This is a genomic window from Bradyrhizobium sp. CAR08, assembly GCF_052871955.1.
Genome location: NZ_JBIXJX010000001.1, coordinates 109,664 through 132,681, shown reverse-complemented (window position 1 = coordinate 132,681; position 23,018 = coordinate 109,664). Strand labels below are relative to the sequence as shown.

Below are 23,018 nucleotides of genomic sequence, written 5' to 3'. Positions count from 1 at the left end.
ACGATCAGTATTGCTGGGGCGATGTTACTCAGGCGACGACGTTCAAATGATGCCGCGTCTTCGCGCCGCGCGCTCCCCAACCGACATCGGGAAGCCGCCGGCGCATCAGCTCATCTTCCGCCGCAGCGTCGCTGACGGCGTCTCGCCGAATTTTTCGCGATAGGCGCCGGCCATGCGGCCGAGATGGGTGAAGCCGAGATCGAAGGCGATCTCGGTGATCGAAGTGTCCAGCTCGGCTTGCGTGAGCCGGGTGTGGAGATTGGCGAGGCGCATGTCGAGCAGCATCTGCGAGATCGACACGCCGAAATGACGGCGGAAACCGAGCTGTAGCGCGCGGATGCCGATCCCGGACTCACAGGCGAGGTGCGCAACGTCGAGCGGCTCGCAGGCATTCGCCGCGAGGCAGTCCCGCGCAGTGTGCAGCGCGCGCGGCAGACGCTCGCCCTGGCCCGAGAACGTTCTGATCGCGTCGGACAGGCCGTGCCGCTGGCCGTCGAGGAGGTAATGAAGCAGCGCCTCGCGCCAGCCCGCGGTCGCGACCGGTGAAAGCCTGCCGGACGCTCCGAGACCTTCGGCGAGCATCATCAGCTCGACGAGCTTCGCCGCGAGGCCGCGCGCGGCCGGCACGTTCAGGTCGAGCGTAGGGTCGAACTCGACCGCGCCGGTCGCCCTGCCCGACAATGCCGCTGCGCGCTGCTCGACCATGCGGCGGTCGAGCAGCAGGATCGCTTGCGCCGACTCGGTCCAGATCATCCGGGTCGGGATGGTCGGCGACAACAGCGACGCCGTCCGTTCCGGCGCTGTGTCGAGTTCGCGGGTACCTGCGCGGATACGGGCCGTGCCGGCGAGCGGGATCTGCACCAGGAAGAAGCGGTCGAGGCAGCCGGGATCGATGGTGACGGATCCGCCATAGGCGACATAGTTGATGGAAAAGCCGTCGAAGGCGGCACAATTGTGCCTGGCCGAGAAGCCCGACCTCCGCATCGGCGTCAGATCATGCGGGCAGAAGATGCGCCCGACCTGCTCGGCCGCCTCGTCGGCGTCGTCGGTGGTGACGCGGGCGAAAGCCGCGAGCCTTTCGGCCGCGGATCGAGGCGTGCTCATTTCCAGCTCGGCTGCGGACATCGCCGACCACGCTTGGCATCACGGAATATTTTAAACCTATAATAGTTCCCCGTCCCCGGAAAGAGCCCTGTCGCAAAAACGTCGTGCCGCACGGCACAGGACGTGTCCGGATTCGTTTAGCGGATAGACAGCAGCCCGCGCCTGACCGAAGCTCCACCCTCGTCGGGATCCACGATGGAGGCGAGCCATGACTGCACTCGAGAAGGGCATTACCGCGAACGGCACGGGCTATGGCGGCAAGACCTGGAATATTCTGGGCCAGGTCTATTTTCCCAAGGCCGTCACCGATTCCACCTTTGCCTTCGAGACCAACAGCGAGCCGGGCCAGTTCGTGCCAGTGCACATCCATCCGACCCAGGACGAATTCATCCTGGTGCAGGAGGGCACGCTCGACCTCAAGCTCGACGGCAAATGGGTCAAGGCCAACGCCGGCGATCTCGTGCGCCTGCCGCGCGGCATCCCGCACGGCTATTTCAACAAGTCCGACAAGCCGGCCCGCGCGCTGTTCTGGGTCTCGCCGATGCAGAAGCTGGAGGCGCTGTTCAACCAGCTCCACAATCTGGCCGACCCCGCCGAGGTCGTGCGCATCTCGGCCCTGCACGAGGTCGACTTCCTGCCGCCTGAAGCCAACGACTAGGCGGCCGCCCCACTCCCATTTCTGTTTCGTCGCAGGTCCAGCGGCGGCGCAGCGCGGCCGAACGCGGCCTGCTGTGCCCAGAACATTCGAGCTCGCGAGCAATCCCATGGTCAACCCAAAGCATGTCTGCGTGATCGGCGCCGGCGTCTCCGGCCTTGCCGCCGCAAAGGCGTTCTCGACCCGCGGTCACCGGGTCACCATCATTGAACGCAGCGCCGATCTCGGCGGCGTCTGGGAGCCGGCGCGCTCCTATCCGGAGGTGCAGACCCAGAGCCCGAAGGAGCTCTACCGCTACACCGACCGCGCCATGCCCGAAGCCTATCCGGAATGGCCGACCGGATCGCAAGTCCACGCCTACCTCGCCGACTACGCACGAATTTTTGGCCTCGACCGTATGCTGCGTTTCAACACCAGCGTGTCGGGCATGGCGCGACGCGCCGACGGCAGACCAGGCTGGACGCTCGCGCTCTCGGACAAGAGCGGCGCCAGCACAGCTGAGGATTTCGACTTCGTCGCGGTCTGCACCGGACAGTTCAACGAGCCGCGGGAGCTGCACTGCCCAGGCGAAGACGGCTTTCTAGCACAGGGCGGGCAGATCCTGCATTCATCGAAATACAACGATCCTCAAGTGGTGAAAGGACGGCGCGTCGTCGTGCTCGGCGGATCGAAATCGGCAACCGACATCGCGGTGAACGCCGTGAAAGCGGGCGCGCGTGAGGTGACGATCGTGATGCGCGAGCCGGTCTGGCGCATTCCTTATTTCATCGGCGGTCTCGTGAACTTCAAGCGCATCCTCTACATCCGTGCGCAGGAGGAGATGTTTCCGGGCTGGGGCATCGGCGCGATGTCGCGCCTTGCGCATCGCATCGCAGCACCGTTCGTCTGGGCAAACTGGCGCGGGCTGGAAAGCCTGTTGAAGGCGCAGCTCAAGCTGAAGCAATGCAACATGGTGCCGAAGGAGCGGATCGAGGACGGAGTCAACTGCTCGGTGCCGATCGCAACACCCGGCTTCCATCCGATGGTAGCCGACGGCCGCATCAAGGCCGTGTTCGGCAGCTTCGATCATTACGACGGTGACACCATCGTGATGAGCGGCGGCGAGCGCGTGGCGGCCGATGTCGCGGTGCTCGCGATCGGCTACAAGCTCGGCGTGCCATTCCTGCCCGCCGCGTACCAGGCAAAACTGGTCGATGCGGATGGGCAGTACCGGCTCTATCGCCTGATCGCCAATCCCGACCTGCCGGAGCTCGGTTTCGTCGGTTTCAACTCCTCGTTCTGCACCGTGCTCTGCGCCGACCTCGCCGCCAACTGGCTGGTCCGTTACGCCGACGGACAGCTCGCACGCCAGCCGACCGCGCAACAGATGCGCGACAACATCGAGATGATGCTGCACTTCAAGCGGGTCGAACGGCCGGCTGCGGGCGTCTATGGCGGCCTCTGCGTCGCGCCCTATCACTACCGTCACTTCGACGAGCTGATGGCCGACATCGGCGCCAAGGAGCAGAAGCGCGGCGGGCTCGCGGGCCACTTCCGGCCGCCGGACGCGGACGCCTATGCGCGGTTTCTCGCCTCCGCGCCGGATTACCAAGCGGCGTGAGGCCGCGAATTCGGGCCGAGTGGGATTTGCCGCTCGCCAGCCCTCGCCTCCGATGCTTACGATCCCCTTGGCCATCGAATCGACAGGCCCAGGGAACCGGCCATGAGAGCACGACATCGCGCCGCCGCAGTCATAACGGCGCTTGGGCTGATCCTTGCGACCTTCGTCCCGAGCCTGGCGCAAACGCTCACGGCCAGGCAATCGGAGGCGGTTGCGACCTACGAGCGTGCGCTCGGCGATTTCAAAGCGATTCTCTCCGAGCGGCGCCGCCAGATCGACGCCAAACAGCCGCTGCCGAACCTGCCGGGCCAGGCGCTCTATCTGGCACGCGTCGCCGTGATCAGTGCTTACAAGGATCTCACCGACGTCATGCCGTCGCGGACCGGCAGGCCCAACAAGTTCGAGATCCCGCCGGCCTATTTCGATGCCGACATCGAACCGCTGGTGGACGAATACTCAAAGCTGTTCGAGATCATGGAAGCGCCGCCGGCCGGCGCGCAGAACTCGGCGACACCGTTCAAGGACGTGGTGGATCTCGCGGTCGCGATCGCACGCGCCAAGGGGTTGGCGCCTGACCACGCCGAAGCCGCGGGCCGGATCAGTCTGGGGCTGTTCTTCGCCGAGACCAACGGCAAGCAGAACGTCCGCAACGGGCGCTCGAACACCTATATGGGCAGCTTCCAGACCGGCCCGTCCGAGGACCGCAACGGCCATAGGAAATGGGACGCCATCAAGGGCGAGATCGCGGCCGCCGATCCCGGGTTGAGCGCGCGCGACGACAAGGAGGAGGCGCGGGCCCGCGGCACCGATCATCGCTTCAATCACTGGACCAACGTGCGCGACGGCCTGATGAACGCGCATGCGGATATTTTCCGGGAGATCCCAGGAATCGTGAAGACGCTGCCCGACCCGATCGACCAAATGAAGCTGTTCGAGCTGATCCAGATCGTTCCCACGCCGACGCGGGCGGCGCTCAGGTCCGGCGATCTCCTGAACTACAGGGTGTCCAGTCCGACGATCATGAAGCACCTGCGCAACAACAGCATCTTCGCATTCGGACAGGCCGACCGGGCGCGCACCTCGGCAAGCTTCCGGGAAATCCTTGGCGCGATGTGGCTGTTCAAGCGGAAGTTCGAGAAGGCGATGGCGAAATACGCGGAGATCAAGCCACGCTGAGGGCCCTCGCCGCGCGGCACGCGACTGAGAGGCGAGCTCCCGCCTTGTAGCCGTCCGTCGGCGTCTTCAAAGGCAAACGCTCGCCACCTGGTCATTGCGTCCTGCTACCGGTGCATTTAGCTTCTCCGGACAAGAACAAATCTCGGGGGGACACATGACAGCCGCTCTTCGCAAGCGCACGCGCCGTGCCGCATGTGCTTTGATCTCAACATCCCTGGCGGGCCTCGCCAATTTCGCCGCGCACGCCGAGATCGTCGTCACGGCCAATGACGGCAAGATGGTGCTCGAGAACGGCAGCGCCCTGGTGCGCAAGCAACCACTGCCGGACACGGTGAGCGTCATCGACTTCACCGACGGTGCCTTGAAACTTCTAGGCGAGGTGCCCGCCCCGGCCAGCGTCGTCGGACCGCCGCCGAGCGTGGCAATTGCGCCGGATGGCGCGTTCGCCCTCGTTACCGGCGCGATGAAGCTCGATCCCGCGGATCCGACCAAGACGGTGCCCGACGACAAGCTTTCGGTCATCGACCTGAAATCCACGCCGCCCAAAGTACTGGCGACCTTGCAAGCCGGCGCGGGCGCTGCCGGCGTTTCGATCAACCGTTCGGGCACGCTGGCCCTGGTTGCGAACCGCAGCGAAGGAACGGTCTCGGTCTTCACCATCAGCGGGCGCACGCTTGCGCCCGTCGGCAAGATCCAGCTCGGCGACGCCAAATCAGGCCCCAGCCACGCGGTCTTTTCCCGTGACGGCGCGACCGCGCTGGTCACGCGCGACGGAGACAGTAAGATCTCGCTTCTGACTGTGGACGGGAGCAAGGTCGAGTACGCCAAGCGCGATCTCTCCGCGGGCATCCGCCCCTACGGCATCGATCTCACCGGCAGCGCCGCCGCCATCGTCGGCAATGTCGGCGCCAGCAGCGGCGACAACGACTCGATCAGCCTGATCGACATGACGGCGAAACCGATCCGCGTCGTCACGACAGTCACCGTCGGGCAGACGCCGGAAGCCGTGAAGATGTCCCCGGACGGCAACTACGTGGCCGTGACCGTCATGAACGGTTCGAACAAGCCGTCGGCGTCGCCGTTCTTCAACGATTTCGGCCTGCTCAAGGTCTACAAGATTTCGGGCACTGACCTTACGCCGGTGACGGAAGCGAAGATCGGCCATTGGTGCCAGGGCATGGTGTGGTCCAAGGAGTCCAAATATGTCGTGGCCCAGTGCATGGTCGAAAACGAGCTGATCGCCTTCTCGTTCGATGGCAAGGCGCTGAACAAGACATCCACGCTCAAGATGCAAGTGAGCCCCGCGGGCATCCGCACCGCGGAGCCGTAGGGCCGGAGCGCGGCGCAGTCATCCTGCGCCGCCATCCTATTCGGTGCGGATCGGCGCGTCCTTCAGGCCATTGCTGTCATAGGCCTTGCGCAAGGTGCCATTCGTCACCGCCTCGTTCATGAATTTGGTGACGAAGGTCAGCGCTTGGGGGTGGCCGAGCGGCACAGCGACCGCCGTGACGGTCTTCTTGAAGGTCTCGTCGAGCACGCGCGTGCCCGGGATCTTCTGCGCCATCTTGTTGAGCTGGTCGCGCGACAGCGCAAACGCATCGATCTGGCCGCTGCTGAGGAGGCCGAAGATCTCGTCATAGGTCTGATAGCCCGTGACCTTCGCATTCTTCAGATGCGCGGCCGCGCCGCGCATCGTGGTCGTGGCGTTCACGGCCGCGACCTTGATGCCCACCTGATCGAGCGTGGCGAAATTGGTGACGTTCGAGCCTGATTTGACGATGTAGGTGGCGTCCGCGACCTCGTAGATCGGGCCGAACATCATCCTGCTCTCGCGCTCAGGATCTTTGGGCAGCCAGGTGACGTCCCAGTTGCCGTTCGATGCCGCGTCAGTGATCTGCCCTGAATTCTGGTACACGACATATTCGACGGGCACGCCGAGTTGCCCGGCCATCTCCCTGCCGAGATCGACCGGCACGCCGGCATAGCCGTCTCCGGTCTTGGTGGACCAGAACGCGCCGCCAGCCAGGCTGATCGCAATCGCGACCCGCAGCTTGCCGGTCGGTGCGATCTCGTCCTTAAGTCCATCGCCTAGCGCGGGCATGACGACCGCCGCTGCGAGAATGAGGCCGGCAAGGACCGACTTAAGGACCGACGTGGGCATGTCATGATCTCCCGACCTTTTCTTCTTGTATTCTTCTCTTGTTCGTCCCGACCGCTTCGCGCGCCGTCGCTCGGCCTGTGACATAATTCTGGTCGATCGGGTGCGCGATGAAAAGCGGTTTGTGATGGCAAAACTGCCAAAGGCCACAGCGCGGTCCGCAGCGCAAGGCCGACGACTGCCATGGCTATGGTGTTCCACGTCCGGGCATTTGTTGGTAGCCTCCCGCCTCGACAGACAGCAACCGGGGGCCACCGAATGACCTGCGCGAATCCCGCATCTCCCGCACGGCGCAACGAAGCGTGGAGACATGTCAGGCAGGCACTGGCCGCCGCGATGGCCGTGGCCGCGCTCGCCGGCTGCGAGGACAAGAACAGTTTCGTCGCTCCGCCGCCGCCCAAGGTGGACGTCGCCGCGCCGGTGCAGCGCCCGGTGACGCGGTATGTCGAGGCCACCGGCAACACCGCGCCGTTCAAGAATGTCGATCTCGTCGCGCGCGTGCAGGGATTCCTGCAATCGATCGACTACCAGGACGGCGCCTTCGTCAAGCAGGGCACCCAGCTGTTCACGATCGAGCCCGAGACCTACAAGCTCAAGCTCGACCAGGCGCGGGCGGCCGAGGCCGGCGCGCAGGCCTCAGTCCGGCAGGCGGAAGCCGACTACAAACGGCAGGCTGAGCTGGTGCAGCGCCAGGCCGTCTCGCAGGCCACGCTCGACACCTCGACATCGACGCGCGATAACGCGCAGGCCAATCTCCAGCAGGCCGAGGCCAACACCAAGCTCGCCCAGGTCAACTACGGCTACACCAACGTGACCGCGCCTTTCGACGGCATCGTCAGCGCTCACATGGTCTCGGTCGGCGAACTCGTCGGCGTCTCCTCTCCAACTCAACTCGCGTCCATCGTCGCGATGGACCCGATCTATGTGAATTTCACCGTCAACGAGCAGGACGTGCTGCGCATCCGTGCCGAGGCCGCCCGCCGCGGGCTCACCGCCGCAGACATGAAGCAATTTCCGATTCAAGTCGGTTTGCAGACCGAGGCCGGTTATCCGCATGAGGGCAAGCTTGACTATGTCGCCCCGACCCTCACCCAGTCGACGGGCACGCTCGCAGTGCGGGGCCTTGTCCCCAACGACAAGCGGGTGCTGCTGCCCGGCTATTTCGTCCGCGTTCGCGTGCCCTTCACTCAGGAGAAGGACGCCCTGCTCGTGCCCGACACCGCGCTCGGCAGCGATCAGGGCGGCCGCTATCTCCTCGTCGTCAATGGCGACAACGTTGTCGAGCAGCGCAAGGTGCAGATCGGTCCCGTGGACAACGGTTTGCGCGTGATCGAAAGCGGCTTGAAGCCGGAGGACCGCGTGGTGACCGCGGGACTGCTGCGGGTGATTCCGGGCCAGAAGATCGACCCGCAGGTGACGAAGATCGAGCAGCCGCAGGCGTCTGCCAAGTAAGATCTGCAAGTAGGAGCGCCGGCCATGATCTCAAAATTCTTCATCGAGCGGCCGGTCCTCTCGAACGTCATCGCGCTGCTGATGATCCTGATCGGCGGCGTCGCGCTGTTCAACCTCGCGATCGCGCAATATCCCGACGTGGTGCCGCCGACGGTGCAGGTCACCACACGCTATCCCGGCGCCAGCGCCAAGACCGTGATCGACACAGTTGCCTTGCCGATCGAACAACAGGTCAACGGCGTCGAGGACATGCTCTACATGCAGTCCTACAGCGGCTCCGACGGCACCTATACGCTGACCGTGACCTTCAAGATCGGCACTGACCTGAACTTCGCGCAAGTGCTGGTGCAGAACCGCGTCTCCAGCGCGCTGTCGCAATTGCCCCAGTCGGTGCAGAACCAGGGCGTCACCGTACAGAAGCGGTCGACGTCGATCCTGCTGTTCGTGACGCTGACCTCGCCTGACAAGACGCTCGACAGCCTTTATCTGAGCAACTACGCCACCATCAATCTCCGCGACGAACTCTCGCGCCTGCCCGGCGTCGGCAACGTCACCGTGTTCGGCGCCGGTCAGTATTCGATGCGGGTGTGGCTCGATCCGAACAAGCTGCAGGTCCGCGGCCTGGTGCCGCAGGACGTCATCCAGGCGATCCAGCAGCAGAGCCAGCAGGTCTCCGCCGGCCAGGTCGGCGCACCGCCGACACCGCCGGGACAGGCGTTCCAGTATACACTCAACGTCAACGGCAGGCTCGACGACACCACCGAGTTCGAGAACATCATTGTCAAATCAGGCACCAGCGGCGACGTCACGCGGGTGCGCGACGTCGGCTGGGTCGAATTGGGCGCGCAGACCTACAGCCAGATCTTCTCGCTTAACAAGCAGCCGGCCACCGGCATCGGCGTGTTCCAGTCGCCCGGCGCCAATGCACTCCAGGTCGAGCAGGCCGTTGAGAAGAAGATGGCGGAGCTTGCCAAGGCCTTCCCCCAGGGCATGAAGTACGACACGCCGTTCGACACCACCAAATTCGTGCAGGCCTCGGTGCACGAGGTCTACATGACGCTGATCGAGGCCGGCCTGCTGGTGCTGGTCGTGATCCTGGTGTTCCTGCAGGACTGGCGCGCGATGCTGGTGCCGGCGACCACTGTGCCGGTGACCATCATCGGCGCCTTCGCCGCCATGGCCGCGCTCGGCTTCACCATCAACATGTCGACGCTGTTCGCGATCGTGCTAGCGATCGGCATCGTCGTCGACGATGCCATCGTCGTGGTGGAAGGCGCGGCCCACAACATCGAGCAGGGCATGAACGGCCATGACGCCGCGATCAAGGCGATGGACCAGCTGTTCGCGCCGATCGTCGGCATCACGCTGGTGTTGATCTCGGTGTTTTTGCCAGCGTCGTTCCTCGCCGGGCTCACCGGCCGCATCTATTCGCAATTTGCGCTGGTGATCGCGGCGACCGCGCTTCTGTCCGCCATCAACGCGGCGACGCTGAAGCCGACGCAATGCGCTCTCTGGCTGCGGCCGACGGTGCCGCCGGAGCAGCGCAACTTCTTCTATCGCGGCTTCAACGCGGTCTACAACCGCGTCGAGCGCGGCTACATCCGACTGATCGGCGTGCTGTGCAGGAACAGCACGATCTCGGTCGCGATCGCGCTGGTGCTGATCGGGATCGGCGGCTACGGGCTGTCCCGGGTACCGACCGGCTTCCTGCCGATCGAGGACCAGGGCTACCTGATCGCCGCCGTGCAACTGCCTGACGGTGCCGCGCTGGAACGGACCCAGAAGGTGCTCGACAGAGCGAGCGAGCTGATCAAGGACACGCCCGGAGTCCAGCAAGTCATCACCATCGCCGGCATCTCCGCGCTGGACAACAGCGCCAGCCTTGCCAATGCCGGCGTCGCCTACATTATCCTGAAAGATTGGGACGCGCGCAAAGGACCGGGCGAGGATCTGCGCTCACTGGTCTACGGGCTGAACGACAAGCTCGCGGCCATCATGGAAGCGCGCACGCTGGTGCTGCCGCCGCCGCCGATCCAGGGCATCGGCAACGCGGCCGGCTTCTCGATGCAGGTCGAGCTGCGCGACGGCAACAGCGATTTCGCCAAGCTCCAGGCCATCACGGGCGCGATGGTCAGCAATGGCCAGAGCCAGAGCGCGCTGCAGCGCGTCCAATCCTCGTTCCGCTCCTCGGTGCCGCAATTCAACGTCGAGATCGACCGCATCAAGACCCAGACGCTGCACGTGACGACGGACCAGGTGTTCGCGGCGCTCTCGACCTATCTCGGCTCGTCCTATGTCAACCAGTTCAACAAGTTCGGCCGCGTGTTCCAGGTCTACACCCAGGCCGATCCCGCCTTCCGCGTCACCGAGCGCGACATCGCCAACATGATGGTGCGCAACTCGAACGGCGACATGATCCCGATCGGCACGGTTGCCACGATCACGCCCGCCACCGGCCCGTCGCTGATCAGCCTCTACAATCTCTATCCATCGTCGACCGTGATCGGCCTGCCGGCGCAGGGCTACTCCTCTGGCCAGTCGCTGAAGCTGATGGAGGAGATCGCGGACAAGACGCTGCCGCCGGGCACCGGCTTCGAATGGACCGCGATGTCCTATCAGGAGAAGGCCGTCTCCAACCAGATCTACTGGGTGTTCGGGCTCGCCATGCTGCTGGTCTATCTCGTGCTCGCCGGCCAGTACGAGAGCTGGTACGCGCCGATCTCGGTAATCCTGGCGGTGCCGCTGTCGTTGCTCGGCCCCATGCTGATCCTCAACGCACTGAAGATCGACAACAACCTCTATTGCCAGATCGGCCTGATCCTGCTGATCGCGCTGTCGGCCAAGAACGCCATCCTGATCGTCGAGGTCGGGCTCGAGCTGCACGGCCGCGATGGCAAGCCGGTGCTGGAATCCGCGGTCGAAGCTGCGCGCGCCCGCTTCCGCCCGATCCTGATGACGTCGTTCGCCTTCATCCTCGGCGTGGTGCCGCTGGTGATCGCGACCGGCGCCGGTGCCAGCGCGCGCAAGTCGATCGGCATCACGGTGTTCTCGGGCATGCTGGCCTCGACCTGCCTCGCGGTGCTGTTCGTGCCGGCGTTCTTCGTGGTGGTGCAGCGCTTCGAGAACTGGCGTGCGTCGAAGAAAACGCCGAAGGCGGTGGCAGTGGCCGAAGTGAAATCCTAGGCTTTCTCCGTGGACGTCGGCCGCGCCTCCCCGCTCGAGACCAGGAGCACCGACACCTTCGCTTGCCTGAGCACGGCGTCGGCGACGCCGCCGAAGGAGAGATGATCGGCCTGGATGCGATCGACCCCCATCACCACGAGATCGACGGCGGTGGTCTCGATCTCGCGCAGGATCGCCGCTTCAGGCGCCCGGTTCGCGCGCAAGGTCGTGGTGATGTCGACCTCGTAACGGGCGGCGAGATCGCTGGCGTCCTTCAGGATGCCGGCCTCCTGGTTCAGACCACGCGAGGCGCCGCGCTGCGCGCCCTTGTCGCGCGTCGTCGCGACATAGATCACCCGGAGCGAGCCTGATCCCGCCTGCGCCAGCGCGACCGCGACCTCGGCGCCGCGCTTGGAGACGCCGCTGCCGGAGACCGGAACGAGGATGTTGAGCGCCTCGGGCGTCGGCTGCTTCAGGTGCTTGCCCTTGGCCGCCACGACCGCGAGCGGTCCCTCGAACTTCGCTGCGATGTCCTCGATCCTCCGATCGAAGCGATCCTTGGCGGCAGCAACCTTGTCGACGCCGATGACCAGAAGATCGAAGCCCTTGCGCGCTTCGTCGGCGATGGACTCGCCGAGCTCCGCACGCCTTGCCCGGGTGACGACGTCGACGCTGCCGACATCGCCATCGCCATGGGCCGATACGATCTCGGCGGCCTTCTTCACCACGGTTTCCGCGCTTTCCTCTTCATCGCGGCCCTTCTCCTGATCCTTGGCGCGCTTGCCGATGTGCAGCACGGTGATTGGCAAGCCGCGCATGCCGGCGATCAGGCCGGCGATGTGGGCAGCGAAGGTGGCGTTCACGCTCTCGTCCACGGCGAGCAAGGGGCGTTCGAGATTGCCGACGAAGCCGCGCTTCTCGAATTCTTCCCGCTCCAGGCGCTCTTGCTCGTCCTTGTTCATCGGCAGCTTTGCCAGCGCGGCGCGCAGCATCGGCGGCATCGCCATCGTGGTCACGATCGCCATGGTCACAATCATCGTGAACAGGTTCTGGCTGAGCACGCCGATCGAAAGACCGATGGTGGCGATGATCACCTCGGTCGAGCCGCGCGCGTTCATCCCGCTTGCGAGGGCCAGCGACTCCCTTGTGTTCAGCCCGCCCACGGTTCCGCCGACGAAGGCGCCGCCGAACTTGCCGACGCTGGCGATCACGACCAGCAGGCCGGTGAGCATCAGCAGATGGGGATCGCGCAGCACCGTGAGGTCGGCGCTCAGGCCGGCCAAACCGAAGAACACCGGCATGAAGAAGCTCGAGATCAGCCCGCGCAGCCGCTCGTCGATCTGCCGCGTCAGGATCGGGGACTCCCCGACCAGAATGCCGGCGACGAAGGCACCGAGCACGGTGTGGACGCCGATCAGATGCGTGACCAGCGCCATCGCGCACATCAGCAGCAGGATCACCGTGATGACCGGGGCGGTGCTGACGAGATTGTCGTTGGCCCATCGAATGAGCTGGAACACGATGCGGCGGCCGATGGTGAAGCTAATCGCGAGGAAGGCCAGCGTGCCCAGCACAGCTTTCGCCACCGAGGCGATATCCAGCGCGCCGTGCGAAGCGAGGCTGAAGATGACGGCGATGATGATCCAGCCGATGGTGTCGTCGATGACGGCGGTGGCGACGATGATCTGGCCGACATTGCGGCGCATGAAGTTCATCTCGCGCACAACCACCGCGACGATCTTCACCGAGGAGATTGACAGCGCCGTGCCCATGAACAGCGACGCAACCAGGCGGGCTTGCGGATTCGGCAACAGCGCATCTGGCAGGAATTCGCCGAGCGCAAAACCGCAGGCAAAGGGCACGAGGATGCCGGCAATCGAGATCGCGATCGCGGCCTTGCCGACCTTCCTGACCAGCTTGAGGTCGGTCTCCATGCCGGTCAGCAGCAACAGCAGCAGGATGCCGAACTGCGCGATGCCGTCGATCATCGCTTTCTGCTCGGGCGTTTTGGGGAAGATTGCCTGCTGTGCGTCAGGCCAGACCCAACCGAACAGCGAGGGACCGAGCAGGATGCCGGCGAGCAATTCGCCGATCACCGAGGGCTGGCCGAGGCGCTGCATGATCTCGCCGAGACCGCGGCCGACCGCGATCAACAGCACGATCTGGGCCACCAGCAGGAATTCCGAGGGACCGGCCGATTTGCCGCCCTCGGCGCTGGCCGCAACGGTGGTGAGGACAAGCGCCGCGGGGACAAGGCCGACCGGTCGGAGCAGGCTCCACTGCATGCAGGAATTTTACCCCTTCATCTGCCCCGGCGAGGTGCCGGGATGACGGGGATAGAACCCGCGGCAGGCAACAGGAGTTCCTTGACTTCGCGGCGGGTAAGGGGCCTCAACAAAAAAACGCGAAAACAACCCCATGCACAGTAGAGATGAGGTTGAAAAGACTGGAGAAAATTTCGTCTTTGCCGAAATCTAATTTCGCTTTGCCGAAAATGCTTGCCCCGTCGGGCAAAACACTGGCATGATGGCATCATCGGCAGACTACGCGAGCCGCCGCCACTCCCACGTCATTGCGGGCGCGGCGACTTGACAGCCGAACCTTTAGCGAAGGCGGAAGCAATCCAGAATCCGTCCGCCGAAAGATTCTGGATTGCTTCGTCGCTACGCTCCTCGCAATGACGGGATTGAAACGGGCGCGCGCCTCACGCCGATCCCTCACACCGCCTGCGGTGTCCTGATCTCGCGCGGGAGAATGATCGCGGCTGCGATCGCGAGCAGGCAGAGTGCGGCGAAGGCATGCAGCATGGTGACGAAGCCGCCCTGCTCGTAGAGCCAGGCGACCAGGCCGACCGAGGCGCCGGCCGCGGTGAAGCCGATGAAATAGCGCACGGCATAGGCGCGCGAGCGCCATTCCTCGCTGGTGTATTTGCCGACCATGGCGTCGTTGACCGTGACCTGTCCGAACGCGCCCATGACGATGCCGATCGAGACCAGGATCAGCGGCAGATTGGACAGGCTCGCGGCGAGATACAGGAACGGCGCCAGCATGAAGGACAGCGGCAGCGCCACTGTCTTCAGCGAATAGCGGTCGAGCAGCCGGCCGATCGTATACTGCGTCATCGCGCCGAACACGTAGACGCAGGCCGCGATGACGCCGAGCAGCGCCGGGCTTTTGGTGAGATCGGCAAGCCGCTCCGCGAACAGCTTTGGCAGCGCCACGGTGACGGCGTTGAACGTCGTGGAGATCGCGATCACCACGATCAGCAGCGACAGGATCACGCGCCACATGTCCTGCTTGGCGACCCGCGCCTGCGCTGCCGCCTGCTTCGAGCCCTTGCGGTCCTCGTGAACGACCATCGTCGCGAACGCGATGCCGATCAGGATGGTGACGATGCCGGGGACGATGAAGGCGAAGCGCCAGCCGAGATACTGGCCGATCACGCCGGTGACCAGCGCCGACGAAGCGACGCCGAGATTGCCCCAGACGCCGTTGATGCCCATCTCGCGGCCGAGCCTGTCAGCGTAGGAGACGATCATGGCAGTGCCGACGGGATGATAGATCGAGGCAAAAATGCCGATCGCGAACAGCGCCGCGCCGAGTTGGGCCGGGGTCTGCACGAAGCCAACCGAGATCATGGAGGCGCCGATGCCGACGAAGAAGATCAGCATCATGTGGCGACGGCTCCAGCGGTCGCCGAGCCAGCCGGTGAGCAGCGAGCCCGCGCCGAAGGCGACGAAGCCCGGCGTCGCGTAAGGCAGGAGTTCCGAATAGGCCATGCCGAGCGCCGGTCCCATGATGATCACCGCGGCGGCGAAAATCAGCATCGCGTAATGGTCGATGAAATGGCCCGCGTTGACGAAACTGATCACCCGGCTGGGGCTGTTCATGGGAATCCTCTCCTGCTCCGAAATGAGTTATATGTCTTGGGCATGACGGGATGCTGCCAATGACTGTCGTCGAGACGCCAATCCTCCGGGCGGTCCGGAGCAATCATCGCTCGCCCGCGGGCGTGCATCTGGTCGCACGCGACTATCCCAAGGGCATGCGGATCGATCCGCATATGCACCGCGAGGCACAGCTGATCTATGCCGCCAGGGGCACCATGCAGGTGACGACGCCCGGAGGGCGCTGGCTGGTGCCGCCGGACCGCGCGGTCTGGGTCCCCGCCGGGCTCCAGCACGCCATCGATCTGCTCGCCGACATCGAGATGCGGACGCTGTATTTCGACTTGGCCTGGCTGAAGCGCGCGCAGCGCCATGAGGGACTGACCAAGGAATTCGTGGTGCGGGTGTCGCCGCTGCTGAACCAGGCGATCCTCGCGCTGTTCGACGCGCAAAATACCGAGGAGCGGACCGATCTGCTGGTTCGGCTAGTGATGCTGGAACTGGTCCGGGCCGAGGATTCCGCGACCTTCGTGCCGCTGCCACACGAGCCGCGCTGCCGGCGCGCGGCCATGATCGTGCTCGACGATCCCACCGGCCTGCACGACATCGACGCGCTGGCGCGCGAGGTCGGAACCTCCGCGCGCACACTGTCGCGGCTGTTTTCGACAGAGACGCAGCTGAGCTTCAAGAGCTGGTGCCAGCGTGCGAGGATTGCGGCGGCGATCCAGCGGCTGTCCACCGATGCCAATGTGTCCGTGAAGCAGCTCGCGACCCAGCTCGGCTATGCCAGCGTACCGGCGTTTTCGGCCGCGTTCCGTCAGGTGACGGGACGGACGCCGACGGAGTTTGCCACACACTCGGTGTCATCGCCCGGCTTGACCGGGCGATCCAGTACTCCGAGACGGCGCGGCTAGAAGCGAAAAGCTGCGGCGTACTGGATGCCCCGGTCAAGCCGGGGCATGACAACTCACTTGGGGCGCATAGCCCCGCTAAACTTGCCAAAATCCCCCGCTTGATTGTGATCGGATTCCGCCCAAATCCCGTGTAAGATTCCCGCACCGCACAAACCCGACACGAAAGCCCCGATGGCCAACGCCTTCTTCTCCGACTTACTTACTACCATCTCCGAGCGCGGCCGCACGCTGCTTCGCCGCGGGGATTCTGCCGACACCAAGCCGGACGCCGATGGGCTGATCGAGCTCTGTGGCGCGCTGCTGTCGGGCCGGGGTGAAGCTTCCGGCACCGCCATGGCGCGTGAGGTGCTCGACATCTACCAGGACCTGGATGCGGCGGGACGTCGCGCCTTTTTCGAAGCCCTGGTGCGCGATTTCGGCCCGGATCGGGAACGCCTGTCCAAGGCGATCGAGACATGGCGCGCCAAGCCGGCCGACGAGGATGCCAGCGCCCTGCACTTCGCCTCCGAGCCGCGCCGGCAGGAGCTGATCCGCCGCCTCAACCGCGCACCCGGCGGCACCGGCGATCTCGTCAAGATGCGCGCCGACCTGCTCGACATGATGAACAGGCACGCCGATCTCGCCGCACTCGATCGCGACGTTTCGCATCTTCTCTCGTCATGGTTCAACAGGGGGTTTCTCGTGCTGCGCAGGATCGACTGGTCGACCCCGGCCAACATCCTCGAAAAGATCATCCGTTATGAGGCCGTGCACGAGATCAGCGACTGGGACGATCTGCGCCGCCGCATCGATCCGGTCGACCGCCGCTGCTACGCCTTCTTCCATCCCGCGATGGTGGACGAGCCCCTGATCTTCGTCGAGGTCGCGTTGACCGAGACGATCCCCGGCGCGATCGCGCCGCTGCTCGCGGTCGATCGCCCATCCGTCCCGATCGAGCGCGCCCGTACCGCCGTGTTCTACTCGATCTCCAACACCCAGCGCGGTCTGGGCGGCATCTCCTTCGGCAGCTTCCTGATCAAGCAGGTGGTGGAGGAGCTGCGCCGCGAATTGCCCAAGCTCGACAATTTCGTGACGCTGTCGCCGGTGCCGGGCTTCATGCCATGGGTGAAGCAGGACAAGGATTTGCCGCTGTCGGACGAGGACCGCGAGATCCTGAAGCGCCTCGACGATCCCAAATGGTTCGAGAACCCCGAGACAACGACACTGCTACGTGGCGTGATCGAACCGCTCGCGGCGCACTATTTCCTGAAGGCGCGCACACCCAAAGGCAAGCTGATCGACTCCGTCGCGCGCTTCCATCTCGGCAATGGCGCCCGCCTCGAGCGCATCAATTGGTTAGGCGATCTCTCGCCGAAGGGCGTGCGCGAGTCCGCCGGCGTGATGGTCAACTACCTCTACCGCCTCGACGACATCGAGAAGAACCACGAAGCCTACGCCAATGACGGCGAAGTCGTGGCCTCGAGCGCGGTGAAGAAGCTCTTGAAGGGCGAAGGGCGGCGGCTGATGGATATGCGACTGTCGTAAGGGACGACCTCGGCTGATTGCGTTGGTTCGTCCACAATCTCGGTGTCATCGCCCGGCTTGACCGGGCGATCCAGTATTCCAGAGGCCTCCGTTGAAGCGCTCGCTCTCGCCACATTCGCCACGGCGTACTGGATGCCCCGGTCAAGCCGGGGCATGACAGCGGAAAGCATGGCGTGGCCGTCGCGCCCCCTACTCCGCCAGCGCCTTCATCTCCTTGTAGAGATCCGACTTGCCTTCGAAGCCGATGCCTGACAGCTCCGGCATGGTGATGTGGCCGTTCTCGACGCGGACGCCGTCGGGGAAGCCACCATAGGGCTGGAACAGGTCGGGGTAGCTCTCGTTGCCGCCAAGGCCTAAGCCGGCTGCGATGTTGAGCGACATCTGGTGGCCGCCGTGGGGGATGCAGCGGCTCGGCGACCAGCCATGAGTTTTCAGCACCTCCAGCGTGCGCTGGTATTCGCACAGGCCGTAGGACAGGGCGCAATCGAATTGCAGCCAGTCGCGGTCGGGGCGCATGCCGCCGTAGCGAATCAAATTGCGGGCATCCTGGTGGCTGAACAGGTTTTCGCCTGTTGCCATCGGGCCCGGATAGAATTCGGCGAGGGCTGCCTGCAGCGCGTAATCCAGGGGATCGCCGACTTCTTCGTACCAGAACAAGGGATAATCCCGCAGCATCTTGGCATAGGCGATGCCGGTCTCGAGATCGAAGCGGCCGTTGGCGTCGACGGCGAGCTGCGCGTCCTTGCCGATTTCCTTCAGCACCGCTTCGATGCGGGTGCGGTCGTCCTCGATATCAGCACCGCCGATCTTCATCTTCACGACGTTGTAGCCGCGATCGAGATAGCCTCGCATCTCGCCGCGCAGCATCGAGAGGTCCTTGCCGGGATAGTAGTAGCCGCCGGCAGCGTAGACGAACACGCGCGGATTGGCTTTGACGCCGTGACGCTCAGCCAGCAGGCGAAACAGCGGCTGGCCCGCAATCTTCGCGACCGCATCCCACACCGCCATGTCGATGGTGCCGACCGCGACCGAGCGCTCGCCGTGACCGCCCGGCTTCTCGTTGGTCATCATCGCGGCCCAGACCTTGTCGGGGTCGAGATTGTCGCCGGCCGCGTTCAGCAGCGATTTCGGATCGGCCTCCAGGATGCGCGAGGCAAAACGCTCGCGGATCAGGCCGCCCTGCCCGTAGCGGCCGTTGGAGTTGAAGCCGTAGCCGACGACGCGCTTGCCGTCGCGAACGACGTCGGTGACGACGGCCACGAGGCTCGTCGTCATCTTGGTGAAATCGATATAGGCGTTGCGGATCGGCGAAGAGATCGGCTTCGTGATCTCGCGGACGTCGACGATGCGGACGGACATGGGGTTTGGCTTTCTGCGGGCTCCCTCCTCTCGTCATGGCCGGGCTTGTCCCGGCCATCCACGTCTTAGCCGCTCGAAGAACGTGGATGCCCGGGACAAGCCCGGGCATGACGGCGTGCCCCAAGCACGCTTCGCATTCCAAAACTACTTCTTATCCCTGAAATACGGCTCGACCGGGCCGTGCACCTTGATGGTCAGCGGGTTGCCGTGGCGGTCCTTGGCGTTGCCTGCGGTGACGCGGACCCAGCCTTCGCTGATGCAGTATTCCTCGACATTGGTCTTCTCGACACCCTTGAAGCGGATGCCGACGTCGCGCGCCAGGATGTCCGCATTGTAAAAGGGGCTGTTCGGATCGACCGAGAGGCGGTCCGGAAATTCGTCGCTCATGATTGTCTCGCTCATAACAGGGTCTCGATTTGCTGCCGCAATCCTTCGGGCCGCGCGGTCGGCGCATAGCGCGAAACCACCTTGCCGGCGCGGTCCACCAGGAATTTCGTGAAATTCCATTTGATGGAGGCGCCCAGCAGGCCGGATTGCTGGCGTTTCAGGTACTCATACAACGGATGGGCATTGCTGCCGTTGACGTCGATCTTCTCGAACAGGGGAAAGGTGACGTCGTAATTGGTCGAGCAGAACGCCTGGATCTCGCTCGCCTGCCCTGGCTCCTGCGCACCGAACTGGTTGCAGGGAAAGCCGAGCACCGAGAAGCCGCGCGGGGACAGGTCGCGATGCAGATCCTCCAGCCCGCGATATTGCGGCGTGAAGCCGCATTTGCTCGCGGTGTTGACGATCAGCAGCACCTGCCCCTCGAAGCTGCGCATCGGCACTTCTTCGCCGAGAAGCGAGTTGGCCTTGAAGTCGTAGATCGCGGACATCGCTAACCTACGGGATCGATCGGCGACGGCGGCACGCCGCCCGCCTCGATCGCCTCGCCTGCGAGCAGGCAGAGATCCTCGCGATAGCGGCCCGACACGATGTGCACGCCGACCGGCGCCTTGCCGACGAGGCCCGTGGAGACCACGAGGCCCGGCAGGCCCATGAAGGGAATGGCGATCTGCGGCAACTGCGCTTCCCAGACGCGTTTGAAGGAAGAGTCGTCCTTGCGGTCGAGATGATCGGGGAACGGCAGTTCGCCGGAGACCGGCGTCAGCAGCACGGCATAGGTCTCGAAGAACAGCATCCAGTCGCGGGTCAGCGTGGCGCGGCGGGTCAATGCCTTGGCGTAATTGGCCTGGTCCATCGGCGTGACCCTGGCACGGTTGCCACGCAGGCACGCCAGCGCGCCGGGATCGCCTTCACGCTCGGCCATCTCGAGCTGTGCCTCATAGCCGTCGCCGAGCCAGAGCTTGATCTGCCACTCGACCGCTTCGCGCATCGGCGGGGTGTTCTCGATTGTCTCGACGGTCCAGCCGGCCCGTTCGAGCCGCTTGCCGGCGTCGATGACGGCGGCCTTCACCTCGGGCGCGCTGGCCAGGCCGTCCGGGTCGAGACAGAGCGCGGCGCGCTTCGGCCGCGCGGGGCCTTCCAGCGGCACCGGCACAAACCAGGGATCGCGGATGTCGCGGGCCGACATGGCCGCGAGCGAAATCCTGATGTCGTTGACGGTGCGCGCCAGCGGCCCCGACACCGCCATGATCTGCGGCCCGATCGGGCGCTCCGGCAGGGCCGGATTGAAGGCCGGGATGCGGCCCAAGGTCGGGCGCAAGCCATGCACGCCGCAGGCATAGGCGGGATAGCGGATCGAGCCGGCAATGTCGGTGCCATGGGCGATATGGCCGATGCCGGCCGCGACCGCCGAGCCCGCGCCGCCGGACGAGCCGCCCGGCGTCAGCGAGGCGTCGCGGGGGTTCTTGGTGTCGCCGTGGACCAGGTTGGTGGTGAACCAGCGATAGGAAAAGGCCGGGCAATTGGTGCGCCCAAGCAGAACGGCGCCGGCTTTGCGGAAATTGGCGACCACCGGATTGTCCTCGCGCGCGATCAGGTCGCGCTGGAGTTTGAGGCCGTTGGTGGTGGCAAAGCCCTCCTGGTCGACATTGGCCTTGATGGTGACGGGCACTCCGGCCAGCACGCCGGGGTCCTCGCCCCTGGCGATGGCGGCATCGACGGCGTCGGCCTGCTTGAGCACGTCCTCGGGCCGGTGGTCGATCACGGCGTTGAGGCTCGGATTGACCGCGTCGAGCCGGCCGAGGCCGGCCTGCGCGGCCTCCCTGGCGGAGACCTTTTTGGTTTTGACGAGATCGGCGAGGTCGGCCGCCGACAGGCGCCAGAGATCTTGCATGACTTGCTCCGTGTAACCGGCGTCTTTTAGCCCCGGGAACGCGGCAAAGCCATGCGGATTTCGCAGGGATTCCTCCGCCATTGCGACGGTGGCGAGAGCAAGCCTTAATGCCGGGTGGCGGACTGGTCCGGAATGTCCAGGAGTGCCTCGGTGAAGGGGAATTCGAGCACGATCTCGCCTTCCCGGTCGGTGACCTCGATGACGGCCTCAAGCAGGGCCGGCTGGGTGCCTTCCGATCTCAGCACCTCCAGAATCATCTGGCGGGCAACCTCCCAGGCGCGATCGGGATTGCGCAAATCCTCTCCCTCAGGATCCACGATCAGTTCGTCGCCGATACGGGTGTTGAAGAAATATCTGGGCATCACGAAGTTCCAGTTGGGTCGCCTGTACCGGATTGAAAGCTGCACTGCACTCACAACCGCTTTATCAGGACAGGGTTCGCGACCGAATGCGCCGGGCGCAAGGCAGCATCACCAGCAAGTATCGTTCCGGCAGCATTTTTTGCGCCGCAACATGGCTTTCTCGCGAAAATTTCACTGGCGAACTTTTCCACCCGCACTAACTTAAGGATTGGGCGGATACGTCCGAATTCTCGAAAATGGAGAGCCGAAAATGGCCTGGAAAGCCCCGAAGATCGTCGAAGTGCCCTGTGGCATGGAAATCAACATGTATGTGAGCGCCACCCGCAAGTAAGCGGTTGGTGAGTTCGCGTTCTGCGCAGGTGGATCTTTCGGTCACGATGCATGTCCGGAAGACAGGATTTGTGTTTGCGTGAGGTCCACCTCGCGACATTGCCTCCAGGAGACGGATCATGCTTCGCGTCGTCGTCCTGGGCGCCGCAGCCGGCGGCGGAGTGCCGCAATGGAATTGCGGCTGCGAGGGCTGCCGGACGGCCCGTGATAACGGCCAAGAGCTGCAACGGACCCAAGCCTCGGTCGCCTTCAGCGGCGACGGCGAGCACTGGTTCTTGATCAACGCCTCCCCCGACCTCCGCCAGCAATTGAATGCGACGCCACAGCTGCATCCGAAGGCAGGCGCGCTGCGCCATACGCCGATCGCAGGCGTGATCCTGACCAACAGCGAGGTGGACGCAGTGGCCGGCCTGCTGTCGATGCGCGAGGGTTCGCCCTTCACGGTCTATGCGCACGAGAAGGTGCTGGCGATCCTGAAGGCGAACAGCATCTTCAATGTGCTGAACGAGAAAAACGTGCAGCGCCTGCCGGTCGACATCAATGAGCCGTTCGAGCCGCGGCTGCCGGACGGGGCGCGCTCAGGACTTGAGGTGCTGCCCTTCGCGGTCTCGGGCAAATCGGCCTGGTACCTGGAAGGCAAGACGCATCCGGGCGGCGACAGCGGCGAAGGCGATACGCTGGGGCTGAAGATCACCGACAAAGCAACCGGCAAATGCTTCTACTTCATCGCCGCCTGCGCCGAGGTCACCGACGCGCTCAAGGCCGAGATCGACGGCGCTGCGCTGGTGTTCTTCGACGGCACGGTGTGGCAGGACGACGAGATGATCAAGGCCGGGCTTAGCCACAAGACCGGCAAAAGCATGGGCCACGTCGCGATGTCCGGCGACCACGGCGCCATCGCGCGGCTCGCCGACCTCACACTCGACAGGAAGATATTTCTGCATATCAATAATTCGAATCCGGCGCTGCTGCCCGCTTCCCCGGAGCGCAAGGCCGCTGAAGCGGCGGGCTGGCAGATACCCGCGGACGGAACGGAGATCGTGCTGTGAATGCCGCG

Annotated in this window: 19 protein-coding genes; 10 read left to right on the top strand and 9 right to left on the bottom strand. The window is 64.6% G+C overall.

The genetic code is table 11. The annotated features are described in order from the left end of the window. Positions 1–105 precede the first annotated feature (105 nt). A complete protein-coding gene (locus ACIPUD_RS00570; protein WP_446479983.1) occupies positions 106–1,125 on the bottom strand; it encodes an AraC family transcriptional regulator in 1,020 nt (339 codons plus the stop codon). Between the two features lie 187 nt (positions 1,126–1,312). Between ACIPUD_RS00570 and ACIPUD_RS00565 the strand changes: the two genes are divergently transcribed. The 4 genes from ACIPUD_RS00565 to ACIPUD_RS00550 all read left to right on the top strand — a co-directional run bounded on the left by ACIPUD_RS00565 (position 1,313) and on the right by ACIPUD_RS00550 (position 5,865). Continuing rightward, positions 1,313–1,762, top strand: coding sequence for a cupin domain-containing protein (locus tag ACIPUD_RS00565; protein ID WP_018454097.1), 450 nt, complete (start codon positions 1,313–1,315; stop codon positions 1,760–1,762). A gap of 106 nt (positions 1,763–1,868) precedes the next feature. After that, entirely contained in the window at positions 1,869–3,359 is a 1,491-nt protein-coding gene (locus ACIPUD_RS00560; protein ID WP_085351881.1) for a flavin-containing monooxygenase, read from the top strand. Between the two features lie 102 nt (positions 3,360–3,461). Continuing rightward, positions 3,462–4,535: a hypothetical protein gene (locus tag ACIPUD_RS00555; protein WP_018454095.1), complete on the top strand. Its 1,074-nt coding sequence runs from the start codon at positions 3,462–3,464 to the stop codon at positions 4,533–4,535. A 154-nt stretch (positions 4,536–4,689) separates the two neighbouring features. Beyond that, positions 4,690–5,865, top strand: coding sequence for a beta-propeller fold lactonase family protein (locus tag ACIPUD_RS00550; RefSeq protein WP_446479982.1), 1,176 nt, complete (start codon positions 4,690–4,692; stop codon positions 5,863–5,865). Positions 5,866–5,901: 36 nt separating this feature from the next. On the opposite strand, the gene ACIPUD_RS00545 is transcribed toward ACIPUD_RS00550, so the two are convergent. Continuing rightward, a complete protein-coding gene (locus ACIPUD_RS00545) occupies positions 5,902–6,696 on the bottom strand; it encodes an ABC transporter substrate-binding protein (RefSeq protein WP_018454093.1) in 795 nt (264 codons plus the stop codon). Positions 6,697–6,951: 255 nt separating this feature from the next. Between ACIPUD_RS00545 and ACIPUD_RS00540 the strand changes: the two genes are divergently transcribed. Continuing rightward, a complete protein-coding gene (locus tag ACIPUD_RS00540) occupies positions 6,952–8,145 on the top strand; it encodes an efflux RND transporter periplasmic adaptor subunit (RefSeq protein WP_446479981.1) in 1,194 nt (397 codons plus the stop codon). Between the two features lie 24 nt (positions 8,146–8,169). Continuing rightward, positions 8,170–11,328, top strand: coding sequence for an efflux RND transporter permease subunit (locus ACIPUD_RS00535; protein ID WP_446479980.1), 3,159 nt, complete (start codon positions 8,170–8,172; stop codon positions 11,326–11,328). Here ACIPUD_RS00535 and ACIPUD_RS00530 read toward each other — a convergent pair. Together ACIPUD_RS00530 and ACIPUD_RS00525 are read right to left on the bottom strand one after the other, a co-directional pair. After that, positions 11,325–13,592, bottom strand: a complete 2,268-nt coding sequence (locus ACIPUD_RS00530) for a cation:proton antiporter domain-containing protein (protein WP_247295001.1) — start codon at positions 13,590–13,592, stop codon at positions 11,325–11,327. The two genes, ACIPUD_RS00535 and ACIPUD_RS00530, sit on opposite strands and share 4 nt — an antisense overlap. Before the next feature lie 432 nt (positions 13,593–14,024). Then, positions 14,025–15,197 (bottom strand): MFS transporter, encoded by a 1,173-nt coding sequence (locus tag ACIPUD_RS00525; protein WP_018454089.1) that lies wholly within the window; start codon positions 15,195–15,197, stop codon positions 14,025–14,027. Positions 15,198–15,256: 59 nt separating this feature from the next. Between ACIPUD_RS00525 and ACIPUD_RS00520 the strand changes: the two genes are divergently transcribed. Next, complete coding sequence (locus ACIPUD_RS00520; RefSeq protein WP_026232669.1) at positions 15,257–16,108, top strand: AraC family transcriptional regulator; 852 nt, start codon at positions 15,257–15,259, stop codon at positions 16,106–16,108. A gap of 171 nt (positions 16,109–16,279) precedes the next feature. Continuing rightward, on the top strand, positions 16,280–17,632 hold the full coding sequence (locus ACIPUD_RS00515) for a malonyl-CoA decarboxylase (RefSeq protein ID WP_446479979.1): 1,353 nt from the start codon (positions 16,280–16,282) through the stop codon (positions 17,630–17,632). 189 nt (positions 17,633–17,821) lie between these two features. Here the strand turns inward: ACIPUD_RS00515 and tarD are convergent, their stop codons facing one another. The 5 genes from tarD to ACIPUD_RS00490 form a co-directional block, all read right to left on the bottom strand. After that, a complete protein-coding gene (gene tarD / locus ACIPUD_RS00510; protein ID WP_085361487.1) occupies positions 17,822–18,991 on the bottom strand; it encodes a D(-)-tartrate dehydratase in 1,170 nt (389 codons plus the stop codon). A 144-nt stretch (positions 18,992–19,135) separates the two neighbouring features. Further along, the gene (locus tag ACIPUD_RS00505) at positions 19,136–19,393 is read right to left on the bottom strand and encodes a DUF3297 family protein (protein WP_007613756.1); all 258 of its coding nucleotides are present in this window, start codon (positions 19,391–19,393) and stop codon (positions 19,136–19,138) included. Beyond that, positions 19,390–19,866, bottom strand: a complete 477-nt coding sequence (locus ACIPUD_RS00500) for a glutathione peroxidase (protein WP_018454085.1) — start codon at positions 19,864–19,866, stop codon at positions 19,390–19,392. Before ACIPUD_RS00500 ends, ACIPUD_RS00505 begins: the two co-directional genes overlap by 4 nt. A 2-nt stretch (positions 19,867–19,868) precedes the next feature. Continuing rightward, positions 19,869–21,269, bottom strand: a complete 1,401-nt coding sequence (locus tag ACIPUD_RS00495) for an amidase family protein (protein ID WP_085395718.1) — start codon at positions 21,267–21,269, stop codon at positions 19,869–19,871. Between the two features lie 104 nt (positions 21,270–21,373). Continuing rightward, entirely contained in the window at positions 21,374–21,631 is a 258-nt protein-coding gene (locus ACIPUD_RS00490) for a DUF6894 family protein (RefSeq protein WP_007613759.1), read from the bottom strand. 250 nt (positions 21,632–21,881) lie between these two features. On the opposite strand from ACIPUD_RS00490, the gene pqqA reads away from it, so the two are divergent. After that, on the top strand, positions 21,882–21,962 hold the full coding sequence (pqqA, locus tag ACIPUD_RS00485) for a pyrroloquinoline quinone precursor peptide PqqA (protein WP_007595659.1): 81 nt from the start codon (positions 21,882–21,884) through the stop codon (positions 21,960–21,962). Positions 21,963–22,080: 118 nt separating this feature from the next. Further along, the gene (pqqB, locus tag ACIPUD_RS00480) at positions 22,081–23,010 is read left to right on the top strand and encodes a pyrroloquinoline quinone biosynthesis protein PqqB (protein ID WP_085361488.1); all 930 of its coding nucleotides are present in this window, start codon (positions 22,081–22,083) and stop codon (positions 23,008–23,010) included. Positions 23,011–23,018: the final 8 nt, after the last annotated feature.

Excerpts from the sequence above, each read along its gene's own strand:
- ACIPUD_RS00515 (WP_446479979.1), top strand. The coding sequence starts at position 16,280 with ATGGCCAACGCCTTCTTCTCCGACTTACTTACTACCATCTCCGAGCGC.
- ACIPUD_RS00545 (WP_018454093.1), bottom strand. The coding sequence starts at position 6,696 with ATGCCCACGTCGGTCCTTAAGTCGGTCCTTGCCGGCCTCATTCTCGCA.
- ACIPUD_RS00525 (WP_018454089.1), bottom strand. The coding sequence starts at position 15,197 with ATGAACAGCCCCAGCCGGGTGATCAGTTTCGTCAACGCGGGCCATTTC.
- ACIPUD_RS00565 (WP_018454097.1), top strand. The coding sequence starts at position 1,313 with ATGACTGCACTCGAGAAGGGCATTACCGCGAACGGCACGGGCTATGGC.
- ACIPUD_RS00490 (WP_007613759.1), bottom strand. The coding sequence starts at position 21,631 with ATGCCCAGATATTTCTTCAACACCCGTATCGGCGACGAACTGATCGTG.
- ACIPUD_RS00540 (WP_446479981.1), top strand. The coding sequence starts at position 6,952 with ATGACCTGCGCGAATCCCGCATCTCCCGCACGGCGCAACGAAGCGTGG.
- ACIPUD_RS00530 (WP_247295001.1), bottom strand. The coding sequence starts at position 13,592 with ATGCAGTGGAGCCTGCTCCGACCGGTCGGCCTTGTCCCCGCGGCGCTT.
- pqqB (WP_085361488.1), top strand. The coding sequence starts at position 22,081 with ATGCTTCGCGTCGTCGTCCTGGGCGCCGCAGCCGGCGGCGGAGTGCCG.
- ACIPUD_RS00550 (WP_446479982.1), top strand. The coding sequence starts at position 4,690 with ATGACAGCCGCTCTTCGCAAGCGCACGCGCCGTGCCGCATGTGCTTTG.
- ACIPUD_RS00570 (WP_446479983.1), bottom strand. The coding sequence starts at position 1,125 with ATGTCCGCAGCCGAGCTGGAAATGAGCACGCCTCGATCCGCGGCCGAA.
- ACIPUD_RS00520 (WP_026232669.1), top strand. The coding sequence starts at position 15,257 with ATGACTGTCGTCGAGACGCCAATCCTCCGGGCGGTCCGGAGCAATCAT.
- tarD (WP_085361487.1), bottom strand. The coding sequence starts at position 18,991 with ATGTCCGTCCGCATCGTCGACGTCCGCGAGATCACGAAGCCGATCTCT.
- ACIPUD_RS00560 (WP_085351881.1), top strand. The coding sequence starts at position 1,869 with ATGGTCAACCCAAAGCATGTCTGCGTGATCGGCGCCGGCGTCTCCGGC.
- ACIPUD_RS00555 (WP_018454095.1), top strand. The coding sequence starts at position 3,462 with ATGAGAGCACGACATCGCGCCGCCGCAGTCATAACGGCGCTTGGGCTG.
- ACIPUD_RS00495 (WP_085395718.1), bottom strand. The coding sequence starts at position 21,269 with ATGCAAGATCTCTGGCGCCTGTCGGCGGCCGACCTCGCCGATCTCGTC.
- ACIPUD_RS00505 (WP_007613756.1), bottom strand. The coding sequence starts at position 19,393 with ATGAGCGAGACAATCATGAGCGACGAATTTCCGGACCGCCTCTCGGTC.
- pqqA (WP_007595659.1), top strand. The coding sequence starts at position 21,882 with ATGGCCTGGAAAGCCCCGAAGATCGTCGAAGTGCCCTGTGGCATGGAA.
- ACIPUD_RS00535 (WP_446479980.1), top strand. The coding sequence starts at position 8,170 with ATGATCTCAAAATTCTTCATCGAGCGGCCGGTCCTCTCGAACGTCATC.
- ACIPUD_RS00500 (WP_018454085.1), bottom strand. The coding sequence starts at position 19,866 with ATGTCCGCGATCTACGACTTCAAGGCCAACTCGCTTCTCGGCGAAGAA.